The organism is Wolbachia endosymbiont of Listronotus oregonensis (assembly GCF_031205055.1).
Classification (GTDB): domain Bacteria; phylum Pseudomonadota; class Alphaproteobacteria; order Rickettsiales; family Anaplasmataceae; genus Wolbachia.
The window spans coordinates 439,557-465,249 of the sequence record NZ_CP102118.1; the positions used below are offsets into that span (position 1 = coordinate 439,557).

General features: G+C 35.8%; 19 protein-coding genes, 1 tRNA gene and 4 pseudogenes. 15 read left to right on the forward strand and 9 right to left on the reverse strand.

The annotated features are described in order from the left end of the window. The first annotated feature begins 12 nt into the window (after positions 1 to 12). Positions 13 to 1,305, forward strand: a complete 1,293-nt coding sequence (purB, locus tag NMD99_RS02240; protein ID WP_253309630.1) for an adenylosuccinate lyase — start codon at positions 13 to 15, stop codon at positions 1,303 to 1,305. Further along, a tRNA-Met gene (locus NMD99_RS02245) sits at positions 1,305 to 1,377 on the forward strand. The genes purB and NMD99_RS02245 overlap by 1 nt, the downstream gene beginning before the upstream one ends. 195 nt (positions 1,378 to 1,572) lie before the next feature. Here the strand turns inward: NMD99_RS02245 and NMD99_RS02250 are convergent. Continuing rightward, positions 1,573 to 2,910, reverse strand: coding sequence for an iron-containing alcohol dehydrogenase (locus NMD99_RS02250; RefSeq protein ID WP_264688448.1), 1,338 nt, complete (start codon positions 2,908 to 2,910; stop codon positions 1,573 to 1,575). A gap of 42 nt (positions 2,911 to 2,952) precedes the next feature. Here NMD99_RS02250 and dapE point away from each other — a divergent pair, with 42 nt between their 5' ends. The 4 genes and pseudogenes from dapE to NMD99_RS02270 form a co-directional block, all read left to right on the forward strand. Next, positions 2,953 to 4,158 (forward strand): succinyl-diaminopimelate desuccinylase, encoded by a 1,206-nt coding sequence (gene dapE / locus NMD99_RS02255; RefSeq protein ID WP_253309628.1) that lies wholly within the window; start codon positions 2,953 to 2,955, stop codon positions 4,156 to 4,158. Between the two features lie 644 nt (positions 4,159 to 4,802). Then, positions 4,803 to 5,330, forward strand: coding sequence for a c-type cytochrome (locus NMD99_RS02260; protein WP_253309627.1), 528 nt, complete (start codon positions 4,803 to 4,805; stop codon positions 5,328 to 5,330). Position 5,331: 1 nt separating this feature from the next. Then, positions 5,332 to 6,081: an alpha/beta hydrolase gene (locus NMD99_RS02265; protein WP_253309626.1), complete on the forward strand. Its 750-nt coding sequence runs from the start codon at positions 5,332 to 5,334 to the stop codon at positions 6,079 to 6,081. A gap of 104 nt (positions 6,082 to 6,185) precedes the next feature. Further along, a pseudogene (locus NMD99_RS02270) lies at positions 6,186 to 6,888 on the forward strand (IS256 family transposase); the annotation flags it as partial. A gap of 228 nt (positions 6,889 to 7,116) precedes the next feature. On the opposite strand, the pseudogene NMD99_RS02275 reads toward NMD99_RS02270, so the two are convergent. After that, a pseudogene (locus NMD99_RS02275) lies at positions 7,117 to 8,131 on the reverse strand (IS110 family RNA-guided transposase). 309 nt (positions 8,132 to 8,440) lie between these two features. Between NMD99_RS02275 and NMD99_RS02280 the strand changes: the two are divergent. Continuing rightward, positions 8,441 to 8,566, forward strand: a complete 126-nt coding sequence (locus NMD99_RS02280) for a hypothetical protein (RefSeq protein ID WP_309166614.1) — start codon at positions 8,441 to 8,443, stop codon at positions 8,564 to 8,566. 167 nt (positions 8,567 to 8,733) lie between these two features. Here the strand turns inward: NMD99_RS02280 and putA are convergent, their stop codons facing one another. The 3 genes from putA to secB all read right to left on the reverse strand — a co-directional run bounded on the left by putA (position 8,734) and on the right by secB (position 15,096). Beyond that, positions 8,734 to 11,874 (reverse strand): bifunctional proline dehydrogenase/L-glutamate gamma-semialdehyde dehydrogenase PutA, encoded by a 3,141-nt coding sequence (gene putA / locus NMD99_RS02285; protein WP_309166615.1) that lies wholly within the window; start codon positions 11,872 to 11,874, stop codon positions 8,734 to 8,736. Positions 11,875 to 11,992: 118 nt separating this feature from the next. Beyond that, the gene (gene acnA / locus NMD99_RS02290) at positions 11,993 to 14,578 is read right to left on the reverse strand and encodes an aconitate hydratase AcnA (protein ID WP_264688329.1); all 2,586 of its coding nucleotides are present in this window, start codon (positions 14,576 to 14,578) and stop codon (positions 11,993 to 11,995) included. A 14-nt stretch (positions 14,579 to 14,592) separates the two neighbouring features. Then, entirely contained in the window at positions 14,593 to 15,096 is a 504-nt protein-coding gene (secB, locus tag NMD99_RS02295; RefSeq protein ID WP_253309505.1) for a protein-export chaperone SecB, read from the reverse strand. Positions 15,097 to 15,260: 164 nt separating this feature from the next. Between secB and NMD99_RS02300 the strand changes: the two genes are divergently transcribed. From NMD99_RS02300 to NMD99_RS02315, 4 genes are all read left to right on the forward strand, one after another. Then, positions 15,261 to 15,911, forward strand: coding sequence for a Tim44/TimA family putative adaptor protein (locus NMD99_RS02300; protein ID WP_264688327.1), 651 nt, complete (start codon positions 15,261 to 15,263; stop codon positions 15,909 to 15,911). Positions 15,912 to 15,935: 24 nt separating this feature from the next. Further along, positions 15,936 to 16,631, forward strand: a complete 696-nt coding sequence (dnaQ, locus tag NMD99_RS02305) for a DNA polymerase III subunit epsilon (RefSeq protein WP_253309507.1) — start codon at positions 15,936 to 15,938, stop codon at positions 16,629 to 16,631. Between the two features lie 44 nt (positions 16,632 to 16,675). Then, positions 16,676 to 17,284, forward strand: coding sequence for an SCO family protein (locus NMD99_RS02310; RefSeq protein WP_253309508.1), 609 nt, complete (start codon positions 16,676 to 16,678; stop codon positions 17,282 to 17,284). A gap of 69 nt (positions 17,285 to 17,353) precedes the next feature. Beyond that, positions 17,354 to 17,584, forward strand: coding sequence for a hypothetical protein (locus NMD99_RS02315; protein ID WP_264688326.1), 231 nt, complete (start codon positions 17,354 to 17,356; stop codon positions 17,582 to 17,584). Positions 17,585 to 17,650: 66 nt separating this feature from the next. Here NMD99_RS02315 and NMD99_RS02320 read toward each other — a convergent pair whose 3' ends face one another. The 4 genes and pseudogenes from NMD99_RS02320 to wmk form a co-directional block, all read right to left on the reverse strand. Further along, positions 17,651 to 18,976 carry an IS110 family RNA-guided transposase gene (locus tag NMD99_RS02320; protein ID WP_309165749.1) on the reverse strand — a complete coding sequence of 442 codons (1,326 nt, stop codon included), beginning with the start codon at positions 18,974 to 18,976 and terminating at the stop codon, positions 17,651 to 17,653. 251 nt (positions 18,977 to 19,227) lie between these two features. Beyond that, a pseudogene (locus NMD99_RS02325) lies at positions 19,228 to 19,983 on the reverse strand (hypothetical protein); the annotation flags it as partial. Between the two features lie 101 nt (positions 19,984 to 20,084). Next, positions 20,085 to 20,741: a JAB domain-containing protein gene (locus NMD99_RS02330; protein WP_264735344.1), complete on the reverse strand. Its 657-nt coding sequence runs from the start codon at positions 20,739 to 20,741 to the stop codon at positions 20,085 to 20,087. A gap of 170 nt (positions 20,742 to 20,911) precedes the next feature. After that, positions 20,912 to 21,823, reverse strand: a complete 912-nt coding sequence (gene wmk / locus NMD99_RS02335) for a WO male-killing family protein Wmk (RefSeq protein WP_264735343.1) — start codon at positions 21,821 to 21,823, stop codon at positions 20,912 to 20,914. A 129-nt stretch (positions 21,824 to 21,952) separates the two neighbouring features. Here wmk and NMD99_RS02340 point away from each other — a divergent pair. From NMD99_RS02340 to carA, 4 genes and pseudogenes are all read left to right on the forward strand, one after another. Then, positions 21,953 to 22,198, forward strand: a pseudogene (locus NMD99_RS02340) (PD-(D/E)XK nuclease family transposase); the annotation flags it as partial. A gap of 358 nt (positions 22,199 to 22,556) precedes the next feature. Then, positions 22,557 to 22,835 carry a hypothetical protein gene (locus tag NMD99_RS02345; RefSeq protein WP_264377970.1) on the forward strand — a complete coding sequence of 93 codons (279 nt, stop codon included), beginning with the start codon at positions 22,557 to 22,559 and terminating at the stop codon, positions 22,833 to 22,835. Next, positions 22,832 to 24,379: a group II intron reverse transcriptase/maturase gene (gene ltrA / locus NMD99_RS02350; protein WP_309165860.1), complete on the forward strand. Its 1,548-nt coding sequence runs from the start codon at positions 22,832 to 22,834 to the stop codon at positions 24,377 to 24,379. The genes NMD99_RS02345 and ltrA overlap by 4 nt, the downstream gene beginning before the upstream one ends. Then, positions 24,376 to 25,587, forward strand: coding sequence for a glutamine-hydrolyzing carbamoyl-phosphate synthase small subunit (gene carA / locus NMD99_RS02355; protein ID WP_309166623.1), 1,212 nt, complete (start codon positions 24,376 to 24,378; stop codon positions 25,585 to 25,587). The genes ltrA and carA overlap by 4 nt, the downstream gene beginning before the upstream one ends. Positions 25,588 to 25,693: the final 106 nt, after the last annotated feature.

The following is a 25,693-nucleotide window of genomic DNA, read 5'->3' on the forward strand; positions in this document are numbered from 1 at the left end:
GGGGGTCATTTAATGATCCCGCGCTATAGCCAAAAAGAAATGTCTTCCATTTGGGAGGAAAATAATAAATTTAATATATGGCTTAAAATAGAAAAATTAGCGTGTGAAGCTCAAGCAGAGTTAGGAGTGATTCCAAATAGTGTTGCTCAGAAGCTCTCTGGTGCTATTGAATTTGATATTGAACGTATCAACGAAATTGAATCCATTGTAAAACATGATGTTATAGCTTTTCTGACATATGTTGCTGAAAAAGCGGGAGTTGATGTTCGTTATCTCCACTATGGAATGACAAGTTCTGATGTTTTGGATACATGCCTTGCGGTGCAGTTGAAAGAGTCATGTGATATTTTACTCGGGAATCTAAAAAATTTACTTGCAGTATTGAAAAAAAAAGCTGAGGACTATAAAGATATTGTTTGTGTTGGGCGCAGTCATGGAATGCATGCAGAACCAACAACTCTTGGATTAAAATTTGCTAGATTTTATGCTGAATTTAAACGCAATTATCAGAGATTAATTAGCGCGCAAAAAGAGATCTCAATTTGTAAAATATCAGGTGCAGTAGGTAATTTTGCAAATGTTGATCCGTTTGTTGAAGAGTATGTAGCAAAAGAAATGGGACTCATACCTGAAACCATATCGTCTCAAGTCATTCCTCGTGATAGACATGCCATGTTCTTTTCGGTTTTGGGAGTGATTGCAAGCTCAATAGAAAATATTGCAATTGAAATTCGTCATTTGCAAAGAACTGAAATCGGCGAAATTTCTGAGCATTTTTCCATTGGGCAGAAGGGAAGCTCTGCTATGCCACACAAATGTAATCCTATTTTAAGTGAAAATCTGACGGGACTCTCACGTTTAATACGCAGTTATGTTTTTCCTGCGTTAGAAAATGTTGCATTGTGGCACGAACGTGATATATCACACTCGTCTGTGGAAAGATGCATTGCTCCTGATGCTTGTATAACAATGGATTTTGCTTTAGTGCGATTAACAGATTTGATAGATAAATTGGTAATCAATAAGGAAAACATTGAAAAGAACTTAAATTCTTCAAAAGGTTTAGTTTTCTCACAGCGTGTATTGCTTGAGTTAGTAAATAGTGGTTTGGCGAGGGAAGAGGCGTATAAAATTGTTCAGAGCAATGCAATGAAAGTGAAACAAAACAACAGTGATTTTCTGGCCGAATTGAAACAAGATAAACCTTTACTTAAGGTTATTAACTCGGAAAAACTTGAATCTTTGTTTGATTTGAAATATTATACAAAGCATGTAGGTCACATATATAGCAAGGTTTTCAATTAGGCTGAGTAGCTCAGTTGGTAGAGCAGGAGGATCATAATCTCTTGGTCGGGGGTTCAAGTCCCTCCTCAGCCACTCGAACTAAACTATGTTTAGCAAGATAGTGCTATTGGTGAAGTAGTGCGACCCAGTGTCAGCTACTTGGAATGGTTACGTTCAGTTGTATATCCACTTAGGTGTACAGTTTAGAGGAAAATGGATAAGAGATTGTGAAAAGGGTTTAGCTTTTGGCCTATGATCTCTTTAAATGACAGAATTTCACTACAAAACTTAACTTTCTTCTATGCAATTAGCTAAGTCAAGAAAGGTGAATCTATCTCTTGTTGCAAACGCAAGATCGACCACTTTACAATATTGTTCTTTATTCCAACTGAGGTGCTCTGGTAAGTGCGGAATTGATAGATCTTCAAATATTTTTTGCAGGTATTTTGCAGGTAGTAAATTTTGCTTAATTAAATTGGAAATATTAGTCCATTCTTTACAAATAATCTCTTGGATTTTTTGCTGCATAATTTGCTTCTGTTCAAAAGTTCTTACAAATTCGATATTATCAAAGCACTGAGTTATATGTTTTACATCTAAAGTGGTCGGGTTGATAATCGGGTTTTGTATTGATAATATTTTTTCCTGCAAATTAGCCATGGTAATCGTCGTAACAGCAATTTTTTCGCCATGTAGTGAGGAATGATCTCTTGTTACCATTTCCATTGCGTGAGCTATCATATGCTCTCCTTGGCTTGCAGAATAGCTGCCTTTTGATATTACCATTCCAAGTCCTGAAATTAGTAGAACTTCCATAAGTAATAGGACCACTTTTCTACTTCTTTTAGTAAGCGCCGTATACTCTCTTAGCAAAATTTGCTCCAAATCGCGAACAAGTGTAAAAGGTAATTCATTGTATTCTGTGCCAAGCAACAAATGAGATAGTAGCCAGTCAGCCTGAACTGTCGAACGGCAAATGAAATCTGCAAATCCGCTTAATGTGAGGCGCAGTGGTGCATTGGTAAGTATGTCTATATCTATATATATCGCTCTTGGAAGATGTGCTTTGAACGATTTTTTGTATCCATTTACTAATATTGAAGCATTTGCGGATGTATATCCATTCATGGAAGCGGCTGTTGGGAACGATATATAATCTTTTTTCTCGAGGTAGCTTGCATATTTGCAGATGTCGTTAACGGTGCCGCTACCAAATGCAACTATTAAGTCACTGTCTTTTGCTTTGTTTCTAACTAGATTTATGGTTTCAAGAGAGGCAAGTGAAAGATTAGTACCCATGGTTGGTGTCATTCCAGCGCGTGACGCTGATTTTTTTTCCTGGATCCCAGTCTCGAAGGACTGGGATGATAAAATGTAGGGAGCATCCGAAATGATATGAGGTTTTGCAAGAGGCCTAATGGTATTGCTCGGGATAATTAAGTGAGAAATTTTATTAAATACGTTTTTGTTTAAAAGTTTTGCTGTATTTTCATCTGCAACTAGAAAGATGTCATTTCCGTGTCGTGTGCATATTTCATAGATATCATCAGCAAGGTGGTAATCTGTTATTACTTCTCTTAGAAAAGTTTGTTCGGTTTGATGTAATATTTGTTTTAAATAGTGCATAGAGTGTTTACAATATAGCAATATAATTATTTTAAGGTTGACATGAAAATTGACCCTGTAGAGCTAACTAAGAAATTGATCTCTTTTGAGAGTATAACACCAAGGGACGGCGGGGCAATAGAGCATATAGCAACAATCTTCAAGAAAAGTGGCTTTGACTGTGAGATTTTAGAATTTGGTGATGATGGAACTAAAGTTAAAAATCTTTATGCGAAATATATAAATGGAGTACCAAATTTGTGCTTTGCTGGGCATGTTGATGTTGTACCACCGGGTCAGTTAAAAGATTGGGCATTTGGTCCATTTAATCCAGAAGTTAGAGATGGAATGCTATATGGAAGAGGAGCAGCTGATATGAAAAGCGGAATAGCTGCATTTATTGCTGCTATGGCAAATTTAATTGCAGAAAAGTTTCAATTTAATGGTTCGATAAGTGCATTGATTACCAGTGCTGAAGAAAGCACGGAAGAATATGGAACAAAGGCAGTTTTGGAATGGATGAAAAGTAAGCAAAAAAAGATAGATTTTTGTGTAGTTGCCGAACCAACCAGTAGTGAGAAATTAGGTGATACCATAAAAATAGGCAGAAGAGGTTCTGTAACATTTGAATTAATTTGCCATGGAAAACAAGGACACGTTGCCTACCCAGACCTAGCAGATAATCCAATATATAAGGTAATATCGATATTGAGTAAGGTAAAAAATACTACTTTTGATCATGGTAATAAATATTTTCAGCCTTCACATTGCGAAGTTACTACTATCGATGTTGGAAATAATACTAGCAATCTAATACCTAGTTCAGCAACTACACGTTTTAACATTCGATATAACGATACACAAACACCTGACGGCTTATATAAGCTGATTGATGAAATATGCTCCAGTGTAACTAACGATTATAAACTTTCTATGCATAGCAGCAGGGACGTTTTCCTCTCTACTCCTGATAGAAATACTGATATTATGCTTGATGCGATAAATAAAGTTACCAGTATTGATGCTGTGCTGAGCACAAGTGGTGGCACATCTGACGCTGCGTTTATCAAAGATGTTTGTCCAGTGATTGAATTTGGTATAATCAACAAAACCGCACATCAGATAAACGAATGCGTATTAGTAAATGATATACATAAATTAACAGCTATATATAAGGAATTTATAGAAAATTATTTCAATCCCACTAATAAAATATTGAGTCAGGTCAACGTAGTTAGTAATATATCTAGTGGTCCATTGTTAGCTTAGATGTAATCAGATCTCTTGCATAACTGTTGTTTGAGTAACAACTGCCAGCGTGTGACGTTAGAATCCAAAAACCATGAGAGCTACAAAAACCACTTGACAAACTCCGCCAGCCCCCTTATCATGAAAATGAAGCTATTTATTTATCTTCTCTGTACAGATTAAATGACAAAAAAACTCAACGTATTTGGCGTCTCATGTTTAATTTTTTGCACTATGTGCACTCTATGTCTTTATCAAATTTCTAGGTTTTTACCTATACAAGCTGAAATACGCTTATAAAGCATTTAAAACATTAAAAAACGCCAACTTAAAAAATGGATAGTGAATAATTAGCTACCCTAGGGTTTCTTTTGCCTTTTTTTCTGTTTAGTAAATTTCTTAAACATTTATGACTAAAGGTTAGTTGCATTAAAAAGCAGCTAAATCGCGGTTATTAAGCGTTTAGAATAAAAAAACGCCATACTTGAAAGTATAATGTAAGTAATTAGCCAACCACGGGGCTTCTTTTGCCTTTTTTTCCATTTGGTAAATTTCTTAATATTTGTAGCTAGAGACTCTCATCTTTAGCGAGCTTCAAGGTAATTGGTTGCTATTTGCGAAAATATTTGCATAATTTAAGCAACATTAATTGATAAAAATTAACTATGGAGCTTAATAAGATTGCAGCATCGATTTTACTTTCTGGGCTAATCATTATGATAGTCAGCAACGTAGTTGATATGCTGTATAGTCCAGAGGAATATAAGATTGAACACCAAACGATAGTAGCTGCTGGTAACAATGAGTTCCAGCAAAAAATCGAGCAAGTGGCGCTCGATATTGGAGCGCTCATGCAGAATGCTAGCTTTGAAAAAGGCAAGTCAGCAGCGAAGAAATGTATAGCCTGCCATAGTTTTGAGAAAGGTGGAATGAATAAAGTAGGACCAAACTTATGGAACGTAGTTGGAAACAAAAAGGCTCATCTTGGTAACTCATTCAATTACTCAAAAGCAGTGCTTGAAAGAGGTGGAAAATGGGGGTATGAGGAGCTATTTGCTTTCTTAAAGAACCCAAAAGCCTATATAAAAGGTACGCGTATGGCATTTGCAGGTATTTCCAATCCACAAGAAATTGCAGATCTAGTTAGTTATTTGCGTCAATTGAGTGATAACCCGGTTGCTTTGCCAAAGTAGTATGGATTATTGTAATGATGGAAATAATGGTCACATAGCATATCGAAAGCTACAAGGAAAGAAAGCTTCTGTAGTTTTTTTCGGTGGATTTGCATCTAATATGGATGGAACTAAAGCAACTGCTATTTACAAATTTTGCCAAGAAAACGATATAGCACTTGTGCTATTTGATTATTTTGGTCACGGTCATTCAAGTGGTGATTTTATTGATTACACGATAAGTGATTGGCAAGAAAATTGTGCTAAAGTGATAAGTGAATTAACTAGCGATAAACAAATAATTATAGGTTCAAGTATGGGAGGATGGCTGATGCTGCTCATTGCCCTTCAATTTTCAGAAAAAATTGCAGCATTAATCGGCATATCGTCTGCTCCTGATTTTACTGAAGATTTGATATTCAAGCAATTGTCAGGCAAGCAAAAAGAAGAACTAGGTTCTAAAGGTGTAATAGATTTTACTTCAGAGCATTGTACATACAAAATAACTAAAAATTTGATCGAAGATGGCAGAAAGAACCTTCTTTTAAACAGAGAAGCAATAGATATAAACTGTCCTGTGCGCTTATTGCATAGCATTAATGATAAAGATGTTCCTTATCAAACTTCATTGAATTTAGCTGAAAAAATTAAGTCAACCGATGTTGAAGTATACTTGATGAAATCAGCAGAGCACAACATGTCTGACAATCACTCACTGAAAGTTTTATTTAAGACCATTAGAGAATTTTTGCCAGCAAAAACATATAGGTAACCGTTCACAGATTTCCACTTAATTCTTCAATCGGGAGTGTTAAATAAACTGTGTCAAACCGAAAAAAAAGTAATAAATTGATATAAAAAAATGGAGGTTTGACAATGAGTCAGAAAGTAGTAAACAGAACTACCGGTTTGGTAGATTATAAAGAATTAGAAACAAATATCCTGTCGTCTATACGAGAAGGAAGACCGTTGACAGGAAGAGATGGAGCATTAACACCGTTTATAAAAAAGTTGCTGGAGGTAAGCCTGGAAGGTGAAATAGAAAACCACTTGTCGGCTGAAAGCGAAGAGAATAATCGAAGAAATGGGAGGAATGCAAAGACTTTACGTACAAGCGCAGGGTCATTTGAGCTTTTGACGCCAAGAGATAGGGAAGGAAGTTTCGAACCACAAATAGTCAAAAAAAGGCAAACAAACTTACATCCAGAGCTTGAAACGAAGATTTTGAGCACATTTGCCAGTGGTATGGGCTATAGAGATATAGTGTCACATGTTGAGGAAATTTATGATCACAAAATATCGGTGGCAGAGATATCAAGTATTACTGACAAATTGCTACCAGTAATCAACGAATGGCGTAGTCGCCCGCTGCAGTCTGTATATCCGATAGTTTTCATGGTTTTTTAAAGTCAAAGAGGACGGGCATTGCGTAAGTAAATGCATGTATAACATATTAGGCATAGATCAAAATGGCAAAAAAGAAGTATTAGGTTTTTATTTGGCTGAAAGTGAAGGAGCTAACTTCTGGTTGGGAGTGCTAAATGACCTCAAAGAAAGAGGAGATACCGTCTTGTTAGTCAACAAAAAAATTATAAAAATTTCCCAAGTTGCATCATAAAATCAAAAAATACTTCCAATTGTGTAACAGTACACAGATTATAGTTAGTGGATATGTTGATAAGTAAACTTCATCTGTTTTGTGCGTATAAAACTAATTTACTTATCAACATATCCACTAACCAACAACATTCAATAAATTTGTGTAAGATACCACTTTACATAAGATAGATAGGAAGCATTTTTGATTTTAAAGTACTAAACCTTCAGTCAACCTCCTAGCCCTGTAGTTTTTGATATGGTTAGGATCAAAAGCACTTTTGGATGTCAGAATACCGAAAATGATATGGAGTAGCTTACGCATTGCAGCACCAACGATGGCCATATTATGCTTACCCTTTTCCTTTAATCTTTGGCAAAAGCTCATAATGATAGGATTGTGATTCTTAGCTACTATGGCAGGAAAGAAAAGTGCCTTACGTAATGTTTGTGAACCGGATTTACTTAATCTGGGTTTGGCATATACAGAGGAACCTGACGTCATATTTCGTGGTATAACTCCTGTATATGCTGCCAATTGCCTGGCATCTCTAAAAACCTCTATATCAGAAACTTCAGCTAAAATAGCTATTGCTGATTCTTCTCCTATGCCTGGAATAGTCAATAGAAGTTGAAAATTTTCCAACAATTCTTTGTGTTGATTTAATAGTTCACGTACGGAGTTTTTTATTGTTTCTATTTTTTGAGCTATATTCATTGCAAGGTCTTCCCAAGCATTTGCAACTTCTTTAGGCAGTCTCTCTTTTTTTCTAAGTGGTTATTTACTAATGTTAACTCATCTTTTAACGCAACTGAGCAACGATAAAGATGTTTTAATTTTTTCATTTCAGGAGAAGGTGGTGTCCAACTAGAAGGTTCCTGTCTTTGGCAATAATCAGCAATAACTTCTGCATCGGTCTGATCATTCTTTTGTCGTATCAGCTTACTCCTTGCATAAGATTTTATGCAATAAGGATTTACAACACTTACAAAATGTCCAGCATTGTGTAGAAATTCAGCCAGTGCTTCGCTATAACAACCAGTAGATTCCATGCAGGTTTTTACTTTTTCTACATTATGTTTGTGTAGAAAATTCAGTAGACTTTGAAACCATCGTTCTTAAAGCTTCTTTTTCTAGTTTCACGCTTTCCTTTTTTGCTTATAAATGAGAGAAAAACATCAAAGCGATCTTTTGATATATCTATGCCCAAAAAGTTGTTGATCATATATAACCCCATACGTTACCATTAAAAATGAAAAGTAAGGCTAGTCTTGTGAATACAGAATTAGAACCATTCAGGTCTTTCTACGATACCGTCCAGCCTATACTTTTGAGAAGGGAATTCTTATCTCCTCTACAGATTTTATATCTAAGAAGAAGCACAGAGTTCCTCCCTTCTCCACCTAATGCTTAAGCTTAAAACATTAGATGCTTTTGACAAGATACAAGAAGGAGGCTACTTTCATGACATTATCATAAAGTAAAATGAGATCCCAGTGTCTGGGCACTGGGATGACAAGAGGGGGGTATTGGGATGACAAAAAAGGAGGCTACTGGGATGACGAGAAAGGAGCACTGGAATGACATCATAGGGGCTACTTTCATGACATCATTCTTTTTCCTGGATCCAAGTAGTCAGGGCACTGGGATGACATCATAGAGGCACTGAGATGAAACCGAAGGGGCTACTCGGATGACACCTTTTTTCTGCTTAGTTTAGGTTATGCAAGAAGTCTAGTGCATGAACTGGTCCTTTTCTGATTTTAGCGCTGTCTGCACGAACGTCTAGTTTAGGGGTAAGATAGGAGAAAAATTAGGGCCCGCAAATTAATCCAAACACATAAGTGTAGTGTTACCACCGAATGCTGTAGTGTTAACACTTACAACTTTTTCTGTAGAAAAACGCTGTAAATAATGAGGACCACCAGCTTTTGGCCCAGTGCCAGATAGTCCTCTACCACCAAATGGTTGTATCCCAACTGCTGCACCTATCTGGTTACGGTTGATGTAGACATTTCCAACTGATATTTTTTTGCTTATTAAATCGATCTGATTTTGTATACGGCTCTGCAAAGAAAATGTAAGCCCATATCCTGTATTGTTTATATCACTTATAACTTCATTTAATTGTGACTTGTTAAAACGTATGATATGCAAAATAGGACCAAATACTTCTTGCTTTAATTGCGAAATTTTTTGTATCTCATAAATATATGGAGGAAAGAAATAACCATTATGAGAATTTGTATCCATGGGTACTTTAAATAACAGATTTGAATCTTCGTCCTCTGACATTTTTTGCGTATGTTGAGTTAGCATATCGATAGATGCTTTGTCAATTATTGGACCAATATCAGTACTAAGTTGTATTGGGTCACCAATCTTGAGTTCTTGCGCTGCACCACATATCATTTTTATCTGCTTCTCTGCTATGTCCTCTTGAATAAACAGCACTCTAAGTGCAGAACAGCGTTGGCCGGCACTGCGAAACGCAGAAAGTACAACATCTGTAGTCACTTGCTCTAAGAGAGCAGAGCTATCAACAATCATAGCATTGAGCCCTCCTGTTTCAGCAATAAGCGGTACAATAGGACCATCCCTATCCGCAAGCATTTTATTAATTATTTGAGCAGTTTGTGTTGAGCCAGTAAAAGCTACTCCAGCAATTCTATTGTCTGGAACTAATATTTTGCCTAAATATCCACCATCCCCAGGAATGAGGTGTAACACATTTTTTGGTATCCCAGCTTCATGTAGTATCTTAACAGCTTCGTAGGCAATAATCGGCGTTTGCTCTGCCGGTTTTGCCAGCACCGCATTACCTGCTGCAAGTGCAGCTGAAACCTGCCCAATGAAGATAGCAAGTGGAAAATTCCATGGTGATATACACAGGAAAACTCCTCTGCCTTCAAAAAAGATGAAGTTATCTTCACCCGTTGGACCTGGCAATTTTTTCCAGTCGCTCAGTTCATTTTTTGCTATCGTTGCGTAGTAACGTAAGAAATCCACTGCCTCTCTTACTTCCGCTATTGCATCAGATAAAATTTTTCCTGCTTCTACGATCAGAATGTAAATCAACTCTTTCATCCTTTCTTCAAGCAAATCTGCAGCTTTTTCAAGGCATTTAGCGCGCTTTTCTGCTGAAACATTCTGCCATTCAGTAAAAGCATTATGTGCTATTTCAAGAGCGTTTAAAACTTGAGCACTTGTTGTATTTGACACTTCTCCAATTACATTTTCTAAATGTGCAGGGTTCACCACTTCAGTAAATTTGGCATCATCAAAAAGTGACTGTCCGTCAATTATCGGCCCAACTTGCCATTTTTTTTCACTAAAGCTCTTTATATCATCTGCAAATTGTGAGACTATCACCGAGTCACTAATATCCATTCCCAAAGAATTTTTTCTTTCTGGTCCCAAAATATCTTGTGGTAACGGAATGCCTGGATGAGGTTCATAATTAAAATTTATAGCTTTTTCCAGTGGATCTGAAATTAACTCATCAATTTTAACGTTAGAATCATTTATTTGATTAACAAATGAACTATTAGCTCCATTTTCAAGAAGGCATCTTATAAGATAAGGCAACAAGTCACTATGTTCCCCAACGGGTGCGTAGACACGACAGCTAACATTTGTTGCAAGCTCTGACATTGCATAATCATATAAGTCTTTTGCCATTCCATGTAAGCGTTGAAATTCAAATCCAGGGTGGTTTTTATCAGCAAGTTCCATGATAGAAGCAAAAGTATAGGCGTTATGAGTTCCAAAGCATGGGTAAAAGCTGTTTGGTTTACTCAAAAGTTTCTGTGCGCACGCGAGGTAAGATACGTCAGTATAGCTTTTTCTTGTAAATACTGAGTAATCATTTAATCCCAATTCTTGCGTACGCTTGATTTCTGAATCCCAATATGCACCTTTTACAAGTCTGACCATAATTTTATGATTTGATCGAATAGCAACATCCTCTACAAATTCAAGAACAGATAAAGCACGTTTTTGATATGCTTGTACAGCCAAGCCAAGCCCTTCCCACTCAGAAAGTGATTCATCAAGCCGTAATTGTTCAAACAAGATTAAGGACATTTCAAGCCTTTCTGTTTCTTCTGCATCTATGCATAATGAAATGTTGTATTTTTTTGCTTCATGACAAAGCTCTAGCAGTTTAGCTCTCAACTCTTCAGCTATATTATCGAATTGACCAAATTCATAACGTGGATGTAACGCAGACAATTTGATTGAAATTCCATGCGATTTAAAACAATCATTTATTTCAGTGGATTCACCTATAGCTTTTATTGAGTGCATGTATGAATTAAAATACTCTTCTGCATCTTCAGCTGTGTGAGCAGCTTCGCCAAGCATATCAAAAGAGTATAAAAACTTACTATTGTCATCTAGTTTTGCATACCTTAAAGCTTCTTCTGTGGTTTCTCCAACAACAAAATGATTACCAAGCATAGACATTGCTTGTTTTACTGCTTTGCGAATGATCGGTTCTCCTAAATTCTTAAGTAACTTAGAAATTGCGTAATAGAACTTCGAATCGCCTTCATTATCTCTCAATATACTGCTACCTATCATCAAGCTCCATGTGGAAGCATTGACAAACAACGAAGAAGAGTGCCCTAAATATTTATTCCATTCCTGATTGGCAATTTTATCTTTGATTATTTCGTCTATTGTATAATCATCTGGTATTCTAAGTAGCGATTCAGCAAGGCACATCAATGCTATTCCTTCATCATTGGAAAGCGAGTATTGCTGCATAAAGGAATCTACAATACTTAATTTATTGTGTTTGATTTTTTCAATAACTTGTTTTGCAATATTATAAATTCTACTTTTTGAATCAGCTGAAAGCTCTGTTTTTTCTATAAGGCGGCGTACATAACTTTTCTCATCAGCACGATAAAATCCTTGTAAACGTTTTCTCAATTCGTTAGGTTCTTGTATAGAGGTAATCATAATTATTTATAAAACACCTTTACTATATGTAAGGTAAAATTATATCATAACTTTGCACAGAGCAAATTGTTATTTATAAAGGGATCAGGGCTGGCTAAAAGAAGTCCATGCAATAACTTTAAAAGGATTGTGCAAGTATGTAGCTTAACACTCCGCCATGCATTAAGTATTTAATCTCAGTTGCGGTTTGTACACAGCATTTGAGTTGAATTGATTGCTTTGAATTATCCTTTCTTTTGATGATACATTCTAGATTTCCACCTGGCACTATTTCACCTTTTATGCTTATTACCTCACTACCATCAAATATCTTTCTGGTTATTCCATTTTGGAATATAAGTGGAAGAACACCCATGCCGACCAAGTTGGACCTATGTATACGCTCAAAGCTTTCTGCAATTACAACTTTAATCCCCAACAATAAAGTACCTTTTGCTGCCCAATCCCTACTTGAACCTGTGCCATACTCCTTTCCTGCCACAATGATGAGAGTTTCCTTGTAGCGCATTGCTGCATCAAAAATCGACATAGTTTCTTGAGAAGGAATATATTTTGTATAGCCGCCTTCGATGCTTACCATTTCATTTTTTATTCTAATGTTAGCAAAAGTCCCACGCATCATTACATTGTGGTTACCACGACGAGACCCATACGAATTAAAGTCCTGTGGCTCAATTCCAAGATTTTTTAAATATATACCTGCAGGACTACTTGAGGCAATATTTCCAGCAGGGGAAATGTGATCAGTGGTTACGCTATCGCCAAACATTGCCAATATTTGTGCACCTTTTATATCGATTGTTTTATCTTTATTATTTTTAGGTGATAAATTATCAAAATAGGGCGGATCTTGTATGTAAGTGCTGTTTGCATCCCAATTATAGATTTCACTTTTTTCACACTTTATCTTTCGCCAATGTTCATCACCAGAAAAAACATCCTTATACTTTTGTATAAACATCTCACGTGTTACCACATTTTTAACACAATCTTCGATTTCATTGTTTGTTGGCCATATATCTTTGAGATAGACATCATTTCCATTCTTATCTTTGCATATTGAATCTTTTGTCAAATCAGTTTGCACAGTACCAGCAAGTGCATATGCAACAACAAGTGGAGGAGATGCCAAGTAATTAGCTTTGACTAACGGATGAATTCTTCCTTCAAAGTTACGATTACCGGATAAAACTGCAGCAACAGTTAAATTTTTGTTTTTAATGCCATCTTCTATATCTTTATTAAGTGGACCAGAATTCCCAATGCAAGTTGTGCAACCATATCCAACTAGATTAAAACCCAAAGCATTTAGATCTACCTGCAATCCAGACTTTTCTAAATATTCTGTTACAACTTGTGACCCTGGAGCAAGAGAAGTTTTAACCCAAGGCTTTGATTTTAATCCAAGTTTAATTGCATTACGAGCTACAAGACCTGCAGCAATCATTACACTTGGATTTGAGGTGTTAGTGCAGCTTGTTATTGCTGCAATAACTACACTTCCATCTTGAAGCTTATCACTTTCCTTTAATTCGTTAACTGAAAATGATTTAGAAAAAGACTCTGCCACTTGTGAAAGAAAAACCTTATCTTGTGGTCTTTTGGGACCAGCCATTACTGGCTTCACGCTTGATAAATCAAGCTCTAGTATGTCAAAAAATGCTAACTCATTATTGCCACGCCACAATCCTTGCTCTTTCGCATAAGCCTCAACTAGCTTTTCTGGCCTTCCGGTTAAGCTTAAATAATCTAGCGTTTTCTGATCAATTGGAAAAAATCCACAAGTTGCGCCATACTCTGGGGCCATGTTTGCTATAGTTGCCCTATCTGCCAAAGATAAATAATCTAAACCATCACCATAAAATTCTACAAACGTACCAACAACACCCTTTGTTCTTAGGATATTGGTAACCGTCAGCACTAAATCAGTCGCAGTTACTCCTTCCGGCAGTCTGCCAATTAATTTAAATCCAACTACTTCTGGAATCACCATACTAATTGGTTGACCAAGCATCACAGACTCAGCTTCTATGCCTCCAACACCCCAACCAAGGACTGATAACCCGTTAACCATCGTAGTATGGCTATCCGTACCAACCAAAGTATCAGGATACAAAACCCCATCCTTATTACATACAACTTGCGCTAAATACTCAAGATTCACTTGGTGGCAAATTCCAGTACCTGGCGGTACTACTCTAAAATTTGTGAAGGATGATTCTCCCCACTTTAAGAATTGATATCTCTCCAAATTTCTTTTTACTTCTAGCTCAACATTCTTACTGAATGCGGAAACACTTCCATAACTATCTACTTGAACAGAATGGTCGATCACAAGATCAACGGGCACAGACGGATTTATGCTGCTTGGATCGCCTCCATTTTTCTTGACATAACTCCGCATAGAAGCTAAATCGACGACAGCAGGAACCCCTGTAAAATCTTGCATCAACACCCTTGCTGGCTTGTAGCTAATTTCATGATTAGCGTGTTTATTAACGCAACTTGCTAGTATTTTTATATCATCCAGCTTTACGTTTACTCCATCTTCATTGCGCAATAAATTTTCAAGCAGAACCTTAAGTGAGCAGGGCAATTTAGTTACATCTATTCCTAAAAATTCACTAGCACTATTTAGGCTAAAATAGTTGTATGACTTCCCGTCAATGTTTAAAGTCGTTTTTGCGTTTAAAGAATTATTCATCAGGTTACATCATATTAGTTAAAATTGGAATTACTACCGTTACTTCTTTGTTGTTGACTTTGCTGCTCGTACATAGTTTCAAAATCTATGGGATCTAGCATTAGTGGGGGAAATCCACCACTACTTGTAACTCTTGCAATTATTTCTCTTGCAAAAGGGAAAAGAAAAGTAGGTCCGCCAATAAACAAAGCTTGTCTTACCTCTTCCTCACTCAACTCTTTAAAATTTTCTATTGAAAAAATGCCACAATATTTTGTCTCACAAATGAAAGCTACGCCATCTTTTATACCTTCATCTTTTATCGTTGCTCTGACTTCTATATGTAAAGTAATTTCATGGAAAGATTTTTCTTCATTTACTCCTTCTTTGTTTTCCATTCCTTCTAATTTCGCTGAATTGATATTAACCATTACATTAATATCGGGAGCTTTATTTGAAGAAAGGAATGGCGAATTCGGATTCTCAAACGATAGATCTTTAACATATTGACCGTGAATTCTCATTTTTTGTTGTGGCATTTCTTACGTCTCCTTTAATTAAGTTGAGATATTTAATACTTTCTTATATAATATATTCATTTACAAACGAATAGCAAACCTGATTATAAGTTGATATGAAAAACATATTTTCATTAATAATTAATAATGTTCGGATACTTTATATGCCAAGGAGTTGAGTTACTATGATAGAGCTTGTAATATATACTTTATTAGCGGCGTTCATTTTTTCACGTTTGTATAATTCTTTAGGAAGGTCAGCCAATCTCAATCTAAAAAAGCTAACTAGTGTGTTGGATGTAAGCCGAAGTAAAGAAGATGTAGTAGAAAACATTGAGGGTTACATTGATAGCAACGATGAAAATTCAATAAAAGTTACTTATGAACAAATATTAAAAAAAAACAAAGATTTTTCTATTTCCCACTTTATAGAAGGTTCAAGCATAGCTTTTGAATTAATAATAAAGTATTTCAATCAAGGAAATTTGTCTCAGTTAAAACCACTTCTCGATAAAGACTTATATGATAATTTTGCAGAGAAGATTAAACATCGTAAAGAGGTGCACGAGTCTATAATTGTTTCTATCGTTTCACAAAAGATTTTAGAAATAAAGCTAGTAAAAAACACAGTGTTTATTGCAGTATATTTCCTTTCAGAGCAAATTAACTTTATTAAAGATAGCTCAGAAAATATAATATCAGGTAGCACATCCACCATTAATAAAGTTGAGGATGTATGGCAATTCAAAAAAAATGTTAATTCATCAGACCCAAGCTGGTTGCTTGTTTCTATTAACTATAAAAAGACAAATAACGATAAGACAAATGACAAGTAAGATTAGTTTTATTTAGAGTTAACCATGGAAAGCAAGCTGCGCGAAATAGTACTTGACACTGAAACGACAGGTCTTGACACTGGATCTGGTCATCGAATTATTGAAATAGGGTGTGTGGAATTAATTAATCGTATTCCAACAGGTAAAGTACTCCATCGGTACCTTAACCCAGAAAGAGATATACCTTATCACTCGTTTAAGATTCACGGTATTAGTGAAGAATTTTTAGAAGATAAACCATTATTCTCAGATGTTGCACTTGAATTTCTTGACTTTATATCTAATGATATTTTGGTAATTCACAACGCTGAATTCGATGTTAAGTTCCTTAACATGGAGTTAAGCAAGCTGAATGCTGGGTTAATTTCCTCAGATAGAGTGCTAGATACATTACCTCTTGCGAGGAAAAAATTCGTAGGATCACCTGCTTCTTTGAATGCATTATGTAAGCGTTTTGATATATCGCTAGAGAATAGAGAATTGCACGGAGCACTAGTTGATGCTCAATTGCTTGCAAAGGTATATGTTGAACTTACAGGAGGGTTACAAACCTTTCTGTTTGATAATGAATGCAATCAGGACAGTAACTCTACATTTGTTCAGCATAAAGTGCGTAATCTAACTCCCAGAGAACATTCACCAAATAGTGAAGAAATTGATGAACATAAGAAACTGTTAGACAAAATTAACAATACACTTTGGGATAAATATATTGAATAGGTTAACCAATAAAGATACAATTTGATTTTACTGAGAGCATTCTAATGGTAAGGTTTATAAGATTGTTATCTAATGTGCTAGCAGCATTAGCAGTTGTTTTTTTAGGTTATTGTTATTTCACTAAAAAAGGCATATTTGCCCCGGCAGCGATTCACAACGCGGAAGTTAAGATAGGCGGAGATTTTTCTTTAATTAATCAGGACGGACAGATTCTGCGCAGTAGTGATTTTAAAGATAAATACATGATGATTTTCTTTGGATTTTCCTCATGTAAAAGAATTTGTCCTATGAACCTTGGGATAATTTCAGAAACACTTGCAAAGTTAGATGAGAAAACTAACAACAAGCTACAAACATTCTTCATCACAGTTGATCCTGAGCGCGATAGCACGGAAAGACTTAAAGAATTTCAGCAGCAATTTGACCATAGAATACAAATGTTAACTGGTGAAAGAGAAAAAATAGACGAAGTAGTTGCGAAATATAAAGTATATGCAAGCAAAGTAGACGGAGAAGAAGAAATCAACCATTCTTCGATAATATATCTTATTGGCCCTGGAGGAAAATATGTTACACACTTTGCAGCTGATTTAAATTCAGACGAAAGTCAATCTGATAAGATTTTGGCTGAGATAAGAAAATACGTAAACTGAATTATAGATTTTTCTGTTAATTAGTCGAGCACGCAACTGCATGAGCATTATGATTTGAGAGCAATCTCCATGGGAAGACATACACAACTGTACGAACGTTGTAGTTTGGGAGCAATTCCCACCAGTGAGGTGTCATCCCAGTGCCCAGACACTGGGATCCAGCTTCTATGCAACTTAATTAAAAACGTTTGTTTTAGCGTAAGACAACTACCTTTAGCTCATCAGCTCAGTTATAAGCAAAATTTCTGGATTCCAGACAGGAATGACATCATCTGTTGTGCAATTTACCTTCAAAAATGAATGTTCGTACAGTTATGGAAGACGCATTGGAATGACACTATTTGCTTCTAAGAAACTTCCCATTAGTTATTCCTGTTGAACTAAGATATAACCGAATTCCTGTGCCTTTTTGATTAAATTTTTTACAACTTTCTCTTTGTAACGTGTTTCATAATAATCTATTCCTCTTTCTACATATTCTTGTCCATACTTCAACATACTATAAAAGATACATGCTAATTTCCTTGCCGTAGCAGTAATCGCTTTTGGTGCACCTAGTCGTTTTTTTAACCTTCTACAATATGCACCTATTCCGCTATTGCTTCTTGATACACAGTGAGCAGCCATTCGAAATGCATTCGCGGCACGATTAATGACTTTACGTGTTCTTGTGCTAAACACTTTTTCCCCTGTAATTTTATTAGCAGGGCTTAGCCCCAACCACGAAGTAAAATGCTTTTCTGATCGCCATTTATTATAGTTAATACCAACTTCCGAAATGATAGTTTGTACAGTTAGTATATCCAATCCAGGAATTTTGGTAAAATCTATACCAGTTACTCGATATAATTCTTCATGCAAAGCAAAGTTTGGTTTACTTTTTCTGTGCTTATTTTTCTCTTCACCTAACTTTTTACTCTCATCAGACTTTGTCTCAAATGTTTTATAATATTCTTCAATGCTCCTGTCACATTCTGCTACTTTTTCCTGATAAATATTATATAGCTCAAATTCTTGCTTTAATGTAAATAGGTGTTCTTTTCTATAGTTTCCTGCTAATGCTTTTGCAATAACAGATTTATCACTTTTTATTCGTCCATCTCTTAGTTCAGCCAATTTTTCAGGATTATTCTCACCATCTATTATTGCTTTAATAATTTGCATTCCAGTTACACCAGTTGTATCGCTTATAACTTTATGTAGTTGAATATTCATTTGTGTTAGCGCTTTTTGCATACGCAAAGTATGTGTAGAAGCATTTTCAATTAAATTTTTACGTTGCCGAACATAACTACGCAATACACACATTTGATCATCTGGCCTAAATGACCCTTGGAGTAACCCGTAACTGTGTAGTTGTTGAATCCATTGACAATCTTGCACATCTGATTTTCTCCCAGGTACATTTTTAACATGTTTTGCGTTTACCAGTTTTACTTCAAATCCGTGTGATTCAAGTACTTGAAACAAAGGAATCCAGTACACTCCTGTTGACTCCATGGCTACTGTATTAACTTTACATTTTTTCAACCATTTTGCTATGTTGTAGAGATCTTCCGTAAAGCAGCTAAATTTTTGTATACGTTGTTCATCGCTTCCTTCGGGTACACATACATAATGTACAGCCGAGCCAACATCGATTCCTGCTGCATTAGGATTCGTTATCTCTAATTTACTTTTGAACTTTGCCATTTTTAATCTCCATTATATAATAATCCATAATTGAGAAGTGCTTAAGCTTGGGACGATTGAGTTATACATTCTTCTAATCGAGGTAGCCCAAAAGGCTCCATCAGTGGTTCGACCGTTCCTCCAAAGCCACGCTGTCCTACGGGCACTTAAGGCACCATTGCACAGTTCGGCTATAACTGCAAAAAGCTCTTCTCTACAAAATTATACATAAAATTTGCCATACACTCAGCTAGGAAGTTTCTTTTTGGTTTGACAGGTTTTATCTGTCCGGCGCTGTCCTCAGAGAATTCCACAAAAAACGTCCTATTATCTATTTCTAGATCTATTAAAGCTCCTTCCTGAACAGCACTTTCACCAGCTTTTCCTAGTTCTTCTAGTTGCTTATCTATCTGTGGCTGAATTTCTGGTTGTAGCTCATTATAGATTTCACCTATCAGTTTATTCTGTAGTAGAGTATCATGAAACTCTGCACCGCTTAACATTAATTTACGTATTACCTTTTTACGATCAACCTTATCAAATTTATGAAAATGTGTACCTAATACTACATACTCTGCGAAACTCCATTCCCCATCATTACATGCATTTAGCCTTGCTCCATCATCTATTACTTCATCTATAACTTTATTCATCTCTTTTAAACTTTTTGCTCTTACCACAGCACTTTTAAACCAGCTCAATTTTTCGCTTTCGCTTATACTTGGCTTTATTTTTTGCAAGGCAGAGGTAAATGGATTTTTATCTTCTTGATCACTTATAGGTTTTGTGCCATATATGTAATCAAGTCCCTTTCCGTAGTTGATTTGAACGTCTCTATTAGGGAAGGGCACTTCTCCAGGTTTTTTAGCCTTATTAGTTTTGCTTACAAAGGTGGACTGCTGGTTAACACGACCAATTCCTATAATAGCATTTAACATCTCACCTTCTGATAATTTATCAAGATCAACGTTTAATTCATAAGTACCTCCTTTCTTATCATCAAAAGGTACAATTATTTTATTACCCATATTATCCTCACTATTAAAAATACTTTTTAAGCGTACAATAAACTTTATACATCTTACTACTCATTATAAATTATAGTGAGTAGATTTGCAAATATTTTCTGCTATAACAATCCGTTTTCTCGAAAACTGAAATAGCCTCCACTTGTGATGATAATATGGTCAAACAATTTTACGCTTACAGTACTACATGCTGCTGCTAAGCTCTTCGTTACTTCTTGATCTTCTTCTGATGGTTCTAAGCGTCCCCCAGGATGGTTGTGTGACATTATTACTAATGTTGCATTCTTTATTAATGCTTTTCTTATAATTTCCTTTATGTATACTGGTGCTTTTTCCATTTCACCAATATAGGATTCTTCTCCGATTAATTGGCGCCTTTTATTCAAGTACAGTATTTTTACACATTCCCTTTCTGAGTGGCCTATACTTACGTTTAAGTACTCTACTAGCCCTTGTAAGTCCATTATTGGCTCACTCTTGAGCTTTTCTCTCAGTACCCTTTCTAGTGTTTCCTTAACACACATAATCATTGCTACTGCAGAATCAGTTACTCCTTCTATGACTTTCAGGTCATCCATTTCTCTACCTAAAATCCTTCCTACTCCCGTATAAGTATTCACCAGATTTTTAGCAATTTCTTGAGCTTGTGGCCTTTCATGTACTGCACTTAGAAATGTTTCCATTATTTCACGATCAAGTAGTGCTTTGCCTTTGCTTTCTAATATTCTGAATTCTATTTCTTCTTTACTTTTATTCATATAATTTACCCTTCACTAACAACAAACTTTTTTTAATTATTTACTGCTGTTTTTTTATCAGCATTGGCATAGAGCCATAGCTTCCGAGTGAAGTCAAATCAATTTCTCAATCTTTTTTACTTATTTTTTCATCTAAGAGTAAAGATATTAATATATACTGATTTTTTATTTTAAATCTGTTGAATTTCGCCTAAAGAGAGGCCTGTTATTTGCAAAATAATATCGGTAGAAATTCCTCCTTTCACTAAATCCTTTGCAATTTTCATCTTTTCTGCTCTTTTCACTTTTTCTTCGCAAATTTGTATGCTTTCAAACAGAGATTTTATTAGCGCATAGCGTAATTCTTGACTCTCAATTTTTTTGTATTCTTTTATTAAATCAGGTAGCTCACTTTCTACTATCTCATCTTCCTCTATGAGCAGATCTGTAATGCTAATTGATAATGTTTCTGCTATTGCATATAATTTTTCCAGTGGAATGGCCACACGTCCTTGCTCATAGTTGCTTATTTCATCACGTGTTGTATCCATTTTCTCAGCCAAATCCTTTTGAGTATACTCTCTCACTAGCCTCCATTCTTTTATCTTTTTTCCTATTTGGTAGTATATAGAACCTGTTTTTTCTTCAACACACTCATTAGCAGAGAGGCCAATTGCTTGTGAAACAATATCAACAGAAATTCCTGCTTTAACCATACCCTTTGCAATTTTCACCTTCTCTGCTTTTTTACTACTTTTCTCGCTAATTTGGACAAATTTGGTTAGTAAACAAAACATCCTACGTAACTCCTGACCGTTAATCTTTTTATATTCTCTTACTAGATTTAGTATCTCTTCTTCTTCGTTTTTAAGGCAAATTTTTTCATTTGATACAGGAATAAGATCTATGATGCCAACCGATAACACTTCTGCTATAGCATACAATTTCTCAATCGAAATTTTACGTGTTCCTTTTTCATATTGTAGTACTACTTGATACGTTACGCCAATTTTTCCCGCTAAATCTTTTTGAGTATAACCTCGCTTTAACCTCCAGCTCCTTACTTTTTGTGCTATTTTGTACCTTATCGAGATATTTGCCATAAATATTATACAGGTTAATACTACCAAATAAAGATATACAAAAGGGATGCTTCTTTCTATGTTTGAATTTTAGTTGAATATTTCTTCACAATTGTGTATAATTATTAATGCTTTCTAGGTTAATTCGTCATGGCTTTTTCTAAATTTCTTGATGCGCGTAATGATTATGCCTTCAAAAGAATATTCGGTACTGAGAAGAATAAAGATATCCTCATTCATTTCTTAAACGATATTTTAGGCTTTACTGGCTTGGCTGCTATTCACGATGTTGAATTCCTAGCTACCATTTTAGACCCTGAAATTGCCGCTAAAAAGCAGAGTATTGTCGATGTTCTTTGTAAAGACTCTCAAGGTTCAAGATATATTATAGAAATGGTGCGACCTGAAAGTCTTCGGTCATATTGTTTAAAAGGAGAGGAATTCATTCAGAAAGAAACTGAAAGAATTCTAAAACTTATTAAACCAGATGTTTTGCCATCTGAGTCTACGCATCAGTGCGAATCGGGCAACCGGTTGGTGACAAGCGATGCGGACAATGAACCTCCTCTTGAAAAAGAAGATGCTCAATCGTGAGAGGAGCATAAACTACAAGCATCATGTGGTTGGAGGGCTAGGCTAGTGGTATGGTGAACGTAAGTGAAGCTTCATAAGTATCGTAATGATTAAGGAGCTAAAGATGCTGATAAGCTCTGACCAAAAGATAATGTGGATAAGTTACATTTTTCATTTCTAGATGTACGCAAATAATAACTCCACCGGTATAGAGAAGTCACCTAACCTACTATTGTATGACAGAAGGAACAGGGTAAACCTGTATTTTTGCCTACATGGCAAGCAAACCGCAAGGAATGCTGATGAAAGTGCAGGTAAAGGAGAATGGAGAAAGCGAATGCCATTTTGTAACGAAATGGATAGAATTTGTAACATTAATTCGCGTGAAAACGAGCAGACTTCCATTTGGTCCCTCGTGACAAGAAACTTTGTTAACCACTTAAGGGAGGAAAGCAGATGATTACAGATAAAACTGTAAGTGCACCTACCGACAACTCCGAAGCATGGAAACAATTGCCATGGAGGAAGTGCCAAAAAGTTGTTATAAGGCTACAAAGACGTATTGTTAAGGCTGTCCAACAGGGAAGATGGGGTAAGGTAAAAGCTTTACAGCGTCTTCTCACACGCTCCTTTAGCAGCAAAGCTTTAGCTGTTAAAAGAGTAACTGAAAACCAAGGAAAAAACACGGCAGGTGTAGATCGTCAACTGTGGTTAACTTGCAATGCTAAATTTCAAGGAATAAAGCAGTTAAAGCAAAGAGGATATAAACCTTCTCCGCTAAAACGGATTTATATCAGTAAATCTAATGGCAAAAGAAGACCTCTTGGAATACCAACGATAAAAGATAGAGCCATGCAAGCATTATATCTGTTTGCCCTGGAGCCAGTATCTGAAACGATCAGCGACCGTCACTCCTATGGCTTTAGACCTAAAAGATCCTGCGTGGATGCTATTGCTGCTTGTCACTTATTACTGGCAAGACGCAATCGACCACAATGGATACTAGAAGGTGATATCAAAGGGTGCTTTGACAACATTAACCATGAATGGCTTATGAAGCATATTCCTATGGAGAAGAAAATTCTGCATAGTTGGTTAAAGGCTGGTTTCCTAGAGTCAAAAACCTTGTATCCCACAACTGCTGGCACTCCGCAAGGAGGTATAATTTCTCCAATACTAGCTAACTTTACCTTAGATGGTCTTGAACAGTTATTAGAAAGTCGCTTTGGTAAATTAGGTAGCAAAAGAAGAGGAAAAATCAGAAGTGGAGTGAATGTAATCAGGTATGCAGATGACTTTATTATTTCAGGTTTTACACATGAACTACTGGAAAATGAAGTTAAGCCATTAGTATCATCTTTCCTTCATGAGAGAGGTCTAGCTCTGTCAGAAGAGAAGACAAAGATTACATTTATTACAACAGGGTTTGACTTTCTTGGTTGTAATGTACGTAGATATAATAAGAAGTTAATTATTAAACCTTCGAAAGAAAGTATTAAAAAACTTCTTAATAAAGCACGTACATTGATAAAAGCAAATATAGCGAACACTCAGGCTATAGTAATTAAGTCACTTAACTCTCTACTGAGAGGATGGGGAAATTACTATCACCATGTGTGTGCTAAAAAAGCGTTTAGAAAAATCGACAATGAAATTTGGCATAGTTTATGGAAATGGGCAAAGAAAAGACATCCTCGTAAAGGATTACGTTGGATAAAGAATCGTTACTTCAAAGTAATGGGTCAACGACAATGGGTTTTTGCTGCACCCATATGCAAGAACAAACCAAAAGAGATACGGTATTTAAGACTGCTTAAGCTGATTGATATACCTATCAGACGACATGTTAAAATCAGAGCGGATGCAAATCCCCTTGACTTAAAATGGAAAAAGTATTTTGATGAGAGAGTGAAACGAACAAGAATGTTAGCAAGCTCCTTTTCAAGAGAAGGTTCTCTACTGTTAGTGTCACCACTAAAGTTGATGTATTCTGAGGATTTATGAAAGACAAGCCGGTTCGAGAAAAGAAGAACTTAGATAAGGGGCTCAAGCGTAGTGTGGGGAAACCTGCATGCTGCGTTTCTAAGGGAGGGAGTAGTAGTAATACTGCTTCCTTACCTGACCAGGACGCAGTTTTAATTTTACAAGATGGCAAGTGCTTTTGGGGAAAATCAGTAGGTAAAAAAGGCAAGTGCATAGGTGAGGTCTGTTTTACCACTGGTATGACCGGTTATCAGCATACTATAACTGATCCTTCTTTTGCTGATCAAATTATAACGTTCACTTTTCCTCATATTGGTAACATTGGAATAAACCATAAAGATAATGAAGGAGAGAAAATTTTTGCAAGTGGTGTGGTTATGCGTGAACTTTCTTCTATGTCCCACCCTTCTTCATATATCAGTTTAAATGATTGGTTAGAGAAAAATAACGTGGTTGGGATATCAGGAATTGATACTAGAGCTTTAACGAGACATTTGAGAAAACATGGATCTCAAAGTGGAATGATATGCCCGTCAAGCGAGACGCATGTGTTGGACAAATTGAAGGAATACAAATCTGTAAATGGGATAGAAATAACCAATAAAGTCAGCTTGCATAGTAATTTTAAAAGTGACCTTAATGCAAAATATAGGGTTGTAATCGTTGATTTTGGCGTAAAAATCAGTATAGTTTCACGCTTAATAGAACTTGGTTGTACAGTTGAATTAATCAGACCAAGCACAGGTTTTGCTCAAAAAGTGTTGAGTATGAATCCAGATGGTATAGTGCTTTCAAATGGTCCTGGTGATCCGCAAGAAATAGGAGAAAGTGTAGTTTCAGAGATAGACATTATTATAAAATCTAAAATACCAATTTTTGGCATATGCATGGGTCATCAATTACTTGCGATTACTTTGGGAGCAAAGACCATCAAGATGGATATTGGTCACCGAGGGAGTAACCATCCAGTTTATGATGTAATTAGTGGAAAAGTTGAGATCACTAGCCAAAACCATGGTTTCGTTGTTGATTCAGCTTCTCTTCCAAGTAATGTTGAAATTACTCACATTTCTCTATTTGATAATAGTGTAGAGGGGATAATGATGAAGGATTACTTAGTCTTTTCTGTGCAATATCATCCAGAAGAAGCGCCAGGTACGCATGATTCGCATTATTTATTTAGACGTTTTATTGGCAATATTGTGTTGTATAAAATGAAATCTGCATGATTTTAATCAGGGTAGGTTTTATTGCTTGATTTTTTAATTTTAGGCGTTTAGTATTAAATACAATAAAAGCTTGAGTTAAGGTACTAAAATAGCGTTCTCTTAACAA